The organism is Aporhodopirellula sallentina SM41 (assembly GCF_000346505.1).
Lineage (GTDB): Bacteria > Planctomycetota > Planctomycetia > Pirellulales > Pirellulaceae > Rhodopirellula > Rhodopirellula sallentina.
Map to the genome: position 1 here is coordinate 20,627 of NZ_ANOH01000333.1, position 6,535 is coordinate 27,161.

Annotated in this window: 4 protein-coding genes; 1 reads left to right on the forward strand and 3 read right to left on the reverse strand. The window is 56.7% G+C overall.

Annotated features, from left to right (window positions below):
• Positions 1-19 precede the first annotated feature (19 nt).
• Positions 20-565, forward strand: coding sequence for a hypothetical protein (locus tag RSSM_RS21915; RefSeq protein ID WP_008684146.1), 546 nt, complete (start codon positions 20-22; stop codon positions 563-565).
• A 476-nt stretch (positions 566-1,041) separates the two neighbouring features.
• Here the strand turns inward: RSSM_RS21915 and RSSM_RS21920 are convergent, their stop codons facing one another.
• From RSSM_RS21920 to RSSM_RS21930, 3 genes are all read right to left on the reverse strand, one after another.
• Positions 1,042-2,670: a sulfite reductase subunit alpha gene (locus tag RSSM_RS21920; protein ID WP_261340263.1), complete on the reverse strand. Its 1,629-nt coding sequence runs from the start codon at positions 2,668-2,670 to the stop codon at positions 1,042-1,044.
• A gap of 60 nt (positions 2,671-2,730) precedes the next feature.
• Positions 2,731-4,551 carry a NirA family protein gene (locus tag RSSM_RS21925; protein ID WP_008684150.1) on the reverse strand — a complete coding sequence of 607 codons (1,821 nt, stop codon included), beginning with the start codon at positions 4,549-4,551 and terminating at the stop codon, positions 2,731-2,733.
• 13 nt (positions 4,552-4,564) lie between these two features.
• Positions 4,565-6,535 (reverse strand): molybdopterin oxidoreductase family protein (locus RSSM_RS21930; RefSeq protein WP_052336093.1); only part of this gene is annotated, 1,971 nt, incomplete at its 5' end.

Consider the following 6,535-nt stretch of genomic DNA (forward strand, 5'->3'; position numbering starts at 1 on the left):
CGTTCCCAAGGACCCTAAAATGAGAAGTTTCCTCGCTCTCAGCCTCGTCGCCGCACTCACCATCACGGCAGTCGCCGACGAAAAACCCAATCGCAAAAACAAGGGCGAGCGGGCAGGGAAAAGTAACCCAACGGTCACCCGCCTGATGAAAACGCTTCAGGATGCCGGCCTCTCCGCCGAGCAAATGACGAAGATCCAAGCCGCAGCACAAACGTTTGAAGCCAAGGTGAAAGAGCTCCGCGGAAAAGGGCTCACCCAAGAACTCAAAAAGAAGCAAGCCGAAGCATCCAAAGCTGCCCGTGAAGCAGGACTCAAAGGCAAAGAAGTCGCTGCCAAAGTGAAGGAATCTCTGTCCGAAGAAGAAATGGCGTTGATGGCAGAAATGCGAGCAGCCAGCGTTCAAATGAAGAAATCCATCGCCGCGGTGTTCACCGAAGAACAACTCGCCGCCCTCCCCGAAGCAGCCCGCAAACAACTCACCACACGCGGTGGTAACGCCGGCAAGGATGCGGGGAAACGCAAAGGTCAGGGCAAAGGAAAAGGCAAAAAGAAAGAGGCCGTTTGATTCCTTCGACCTGATGAACGTTCACGGATAAACCCGCTGTAGCCGGATTCCGCCGACCACGGTTGCTGAACTCAACGGAGTTCAGCATCTCGAAGTCTGGCGACTCCGGCTACATTCGTGTTTGCCCCAAAGGACTGTTGAGCGACTCGTCCGACTGCTTGTTTCCCGCGAGTCGACGACTATCTCGAAGCGATCTTCAGCAAGTAGCCGTGGGTTGAGCGCCGCGACCCCCACGGTTGTCAGTACTCAACGAAGATTGACCTCGGAGAGGTCACAGAAACCAAGCCTGAGACGCCGCGACCGCCTACGGGGCGAAATCTCTTTTCTGCAATCTTGTTCCGGTGGTGTTCGCTACGCTCGACCACCGGCTAATTGCTTAAGACGCCTCCGGCGTGAAGAAGCCGTGGGTGAACCACTGCTCGTGCGTGTTCAGACAACCACCCCGGAAAACCGTTTTGATTGATAGCCGTTGCGGATCAATAAACGTCTCGGTGATAGCGACCGCTGCTGGATAGCTCCTTGACGTACGCCGCGGCCTCTTCGTCGCTCATCTTGCCTTGATCGGCGACCACTTCATGTAGCGCCCGGTCAACGTCTTTGGCCATTCGTGATGCGTCACCGCACACATAGAACGCGGCACCTTCCTGCAACCATTGCCACAACTCGGCGGCGTTCTCTCGCATTCGGTCCTGGACGTAAACTTTCTTGTCGCTGTCGCGGCTGAACGCCGTATCCAACCGGGTCAGCAAGCCTGCGGATTGGTAGGCTTCGAGTTCCTCTCGGTACAGGAAGTCAAACGCCTCGTGTTGATCACCGAAGAACAACCAATTCTTTCCGTCGGCTTTGGTTTCGGCGCGTTCTTGAAGGAATGCAACAAACGGTGCGATCCCTGTCCCCGGGCCCACCATGATCATTGGGGTCTTCGGATCCGATGGTACCGTGAACCCGGCATGGTTGGGTTGCACGAAGACTCGGACCGTTTCGCCTTCGGCGACACGCTCGGCCAACATTGTACTGGCAACGCCTTTTCGCACTCGACCTTCGCGCTCATAGACCACTTTCCCGACCGTCAGGTGAACCTGGTCACCGACCTGTTTCATGCTACTAGCGATGGAATACAAACGTGGGTTCAACGGGTCGAGCGTTTCAATCACTTCGGTCCCGGCCACCGTGGCTCCTTTGGCGACCTCAAACACATCGAGAACATCAAACCCATCCGGAACGCCCGCATCAAGCATCGTGCGGAGCGTTTCTTTCGCTGAGTCATCATTGATTCGATCGATCAGCAGCTCAATCAATTCATCGCTGGGGTCTTTCAGACAATAGTCCTCACACAGTGCCTTCAACAGCGACTTCGTTTCCCCAGACGGCGTTGTCACGGTGATGTTCGGATCGGCCGCCATCGCATCGATCACCCGCGTCGCTAAATCACCACAGTTTTGCGGGAACACTCCGAGAGCGTCACCCACGTCGTACTTCAGTCCCGATCCGGACAGATCGATCACGACGTGGCGAGTATCCTTTGCGGAACCTTCCGCGTTCAGTTCCCGTGATTCGAGGAGTTTTGCGGTGAAAGGATTGCTCCGCGACCACTGGGCGGCCTTTCCGTTGCGAGCCGCGGCGGAACCGTTGCCATTGGCGGACGCTGCGGCACCATTGCTGGGTTCAGATGAATCTCGCTCGGCGAGGATCTTCTTGATCATCTGCTTGGTTTCTTTTCCACCTGGGCTACATAGGGTCAGGTTTTTCTCTTCCCCGTTGGCAATTGCCTCACCATAGGTTTGACAGACATAACCGCATGACCCGCAATCCAACTGAGCCATCGCAGCCATCAGCTTGCGTTCGGTCGGTTTCCCTTCGGCCATTTCCATACGATCAACGATCGGCAGAGAAGCGTCATGCCACTCAAAGTCCTCCTCGACTTCCTCCTCCGCAACGGCGACTCCGCCTCCCAGGTTCCCCGCCAGAGCCTGAGTCACCTGCGAGGTATCGGCTCCCGGTTTCATCCCGGTCAAACCGGCGAAAAACCCGTTGAGCCAAGCACGTTGTTCTTCGTTAAATGGTGCTGAATCTGGAATCATGAGATGAAGTGGGGTTAGAGACAAAGGGACACGAATGTTTCTTAACAGCGAGGCGAAATCACCTCGCCATGCGGCGACGACGGCTTACGCGACCGTCGCATGGGTGAGCAACCGAAGCTCCTCGATTGATTTCCGGCGTGCAAAATCAACGAATGACTCATCCACGTTTCGTTCGGCCAAATACCCATCGATCAAATTGGTAATCAACGGCGGCAGATCTTCGAATGGAATCGACTCCAACAAAGGGCGGCCAATCCCGCGACGATCTCCCCAACCACCACCGACCATCACGTGGTAGCCATCGACCATGTCATCACCCTGTTCGACCTGGCAGGCGATCAGCCCGATATCGCCGATATAGTGCTGGGCACAACTGTGATGACAACCGGTCAAATGAATATTGATCGGAACGTCAATTTCAAACTGTGATTCGAGAGACTGAGCCAACGTCATCGCATTAGCTTTCGTGTCGGCACCGGCGAACTTGCACCCCGCGCTTCCGGTGCACGCCACCAAACCGGCCCGGAACGAACTGGCCCGGTAATCCAGACCACACGCCAAGATCGCCGCTTGAACCTCCGCGACATCGCGTTCCCGGATCCCCGGGATGATCAGGTTTTGCCAAACGGTCCACCGAATTTCTCCGTTGCCAAACTCATCCGCGATCTCCGCGAGCGAACGAGCCTGATCGCTGGTCATACGTCCGACCGGCAGCACGACGCCGACGTAGTACCGGCCTTTCTGTTTCTGTTCGTGAAAACCTACGTGCGCCATCCGATCTTCGTTGTCAACGATCGTCAGGCGTGAGTCTTCGACACGGCGAAGAGTCGTTCCGTGTTCCTTTTCGACTTCCTCGATAAACTTATCGAATCCCCAATCGTCCAACACATATTTCAAACGAGCCTTCTTGCGATCAGTGCGGTCGCCGTTTTTGACAAACACACGGACGATCGCTCCGGCAACCGCGACACATTCGTTCGGCTTCAAAAGAACTCCCGTCGGCCGAGCGAAATCTTGGTGACCGGTGATGCCTCCGAGCGTCAACTGAAAATAGACGCCTTCCGGCAAATCATCCGACGCGTTAGCAGCGTCGACACGCACGGCCTTAAAACCGATGTCGTTGGTGTCCTCGAGAGACGCGATCCGTCCTCCGCCATCAAAAGCGATGTTGAATTTGCGAGGCAACCCGTACATCTCTCGGTGATTCAAGATGTAGTGATGCATCCGCTGAGCCAACGGAATCGTTTCGATCAGCTCCTCCGAATCGATCCCTGACAGGCAACTCGCGGTGCAGTTACGGATGTTGTCACCGCCGGACCCCAGACTGATCACATCGAGTTCACGAATGCCGTAAAGCATGTTGGCGGCTTGGTCCGCAGGGATTTCGCGAAACTGCAGGTTGGCTCGCGTCGTCACATCGAGGTACCCGCCTGCCGATTGGTCGGCCAAATCAGCGAGACCGGTCAGTTGGTAGGCTCGCGACAATCCTCCGGGGATTCGCAACCGCATCATGAACGAGTCTTGAGCGGGAGCGACATGGAACAGCCCATGAAACTTCGTCAAGAAAACGTCTGTCCCCTTTGGAAATTCTCCCGCGTCGCTCCGGGAGACGATCTCATCCCACATGTCGAGCGGATTCTTTTCTTGCTTGGCGATTTCCTCTTTACAGAGCTTCTTGCCCGCGGCAACAGTCGCGGCCTGAGCCTCCAATGCGATCCGCTCGGGGCCGACCGGCAATGCAACTCCGTCCACGGTCGCGCCACCATTGCCGATTGACAACGACGCGCCAGCGCCCGCACTGTTGGAGAGCACCGGAAGTCCGCTGACCGCACGGGCAACATCGGCGCCAAACGTGAACCCACATAGGTACTGTTTTTGTTCGTCTGTGAACGCTTTCTCAGGCATGATTTTGTTCGTTCTAGTTGCTCTGTGGAATGATGCGGACGGCGCAGTCTTTGTAGCTCGGCTGTCCGCTATGTGGATCGAAATGCGACAGCGTCAATTGATTGGTCGTGTCATAGTGCATGGGAATGAACGCCTGACCGCGACGGACGGTTGCCGTCACGCATGCGGTGACAATGACCTGCCCGCGTCTTGACTGCACGCGGACCTTCTGACCGTGTTCGATTTCGAGTTCGTCGGCATCGACTGGATTGATCTCGACATACGCTTCGTTGGGATAAAGCAGTCGCAATACAGGACTCTGCCGTGTACGAGTTTGCGTGTGCCATTGGCTGACCGTTCCACGCCCCGTCAGCAAGGTGATCGGGAATGTCGAATCCGGCGGTTCAGGCATCGGCACGACGTCGTCGACAATGAGTCGTGCCTTGCCGTCCTCATGAAAGAAGCGACCGTCGCTGAACAAGCGACGTTGCTGCGGTGGTTCGCCGTACTTCTCCGCATCCGCCTGCGACCATGGCCATTGAATCCCGCCGCACGCGTCGAGTTCGCGATACCCGTCGATGCCGGTCATGTCGCACGGTTGATCGCGGCTGACTCGTTGCAAGATTCGAAAGACCGCTTCTGGATCGGTCCATTCGGCGAACTGTTCCGCGACGCCCCAGTAATGAGCGATCCCGCGGAAGATATGAAAATCCGCAAGTGCTTGCCCGGGTGCCCGCCGGACTTTCTTAATCAAACCGATGCGACGTTCGCTGTTGATGAACGTGCCTTCTTTTTCACCCCATCCTGCCGACGGAAGGATCAGGTCCGCATGCTGCGCCGTTTCGGTATTGTGGTACATGTCTTGGACGGCCATGAACTCCAACTTGCCGAACAGTTCGCGGACGTCGGACTGATCAATCCAGGTGTGAGCCGGATTGGTGGCGATAATCCACAAACCTTTGATCTCGCCGCGACGGACGCCTTCGATGATCCGATCGTATTTCCAACTGCCTTCGGTCGGAATGCAATCGAGATCCATTCCGAGAGCCCCGGCGACCTTGCGACGATCCGTTTCGTCGTCGAATCGGTGGTGGCCGATCAGACTGGTCGTGTTGCTCCACAAACGAGACCCCATGGCGTTGCACTGGCCGGTGATGCTGTTGGCACCTGTTCCTGGACGGCCGATGTTCCCGGTGATCAGAGCGATGTTGATGATCGCCTGAGCGGTGCGGGTCCCTTGGTAGCTTTGGTTAACGCCCATCGTCCACCAAAGAGAGACGGCTGTCCCCTTTCCGATCGTCTCGGCTGCTCGGCGGATCGCCGCAGGCGAGACGCCTGCCTGGGAAGCCACGGCGTCGATGTCGTAGGACGCGACGGTGTCACGGAGTTGCTCAAATCCGGTCGTGTTCGCGGACACGAAATCGTGATCAACGAAATCGTTTTCGATCAAGTAGTTGGTGATCGCGTAGAGCAGTGCGAGATCATTCTTCGGCCGAATCTGCAGATGCTGGCTCGCGGCCATCGCAGTTTCTGTCCGCCGTGGGTCGATGACGATGATCTCGGGTCGCTTTTGATTTCGCAGCACTCGTTCCCACATAATCGGGTGGGCGATGCAGGGATTCGCACCGATGAAAACGAGGCAATCACTCTGTTCGTAATCGTCGTAGGTGTATGGCGGCGCATCAAAACCGAACGATTCCTTGTACGCGGTCGCCGCGGTCGCCATGCACTGGCGGGTGTTCCCGTCACAGTGCTTGATTCCCATGCCGAAGCGAGCCAACGCTCCCAAGAACGCCATTTCCTCCGACGGAATCTGCCCCGTCGAAAGGAAAGCGACCGAGTCCTTTCCATGACGCTCTTGCACGCCGCGGACTTGATCGACGAATGTTTGAAACGCTTCGTCCCAACCGATCGGATGATGCGTGCCGTCGTCTCCCCGCAGCAACGGTGTCGTCGCCCGATCCGGAGAGTCCAAAACTCGCAACGCCTCCCAACCTTTCGGACA

Coding starts and splice junctions, on each gene's coding strand:
- RSSM_RS21915 (WP_008684146.1), top strand. CDS start 20: ATGAGAAGTTTCCTCGCTCTCAGCCTCGTCGCCGCACTCACCATCACG.
- RSSM_RS21925 (WP_008684150.1), bottom strand. CDS start 4,551: ATGCCTGAGAAAGCGTTCACAGACGAACAAAAACAGTACCTATGTGGG.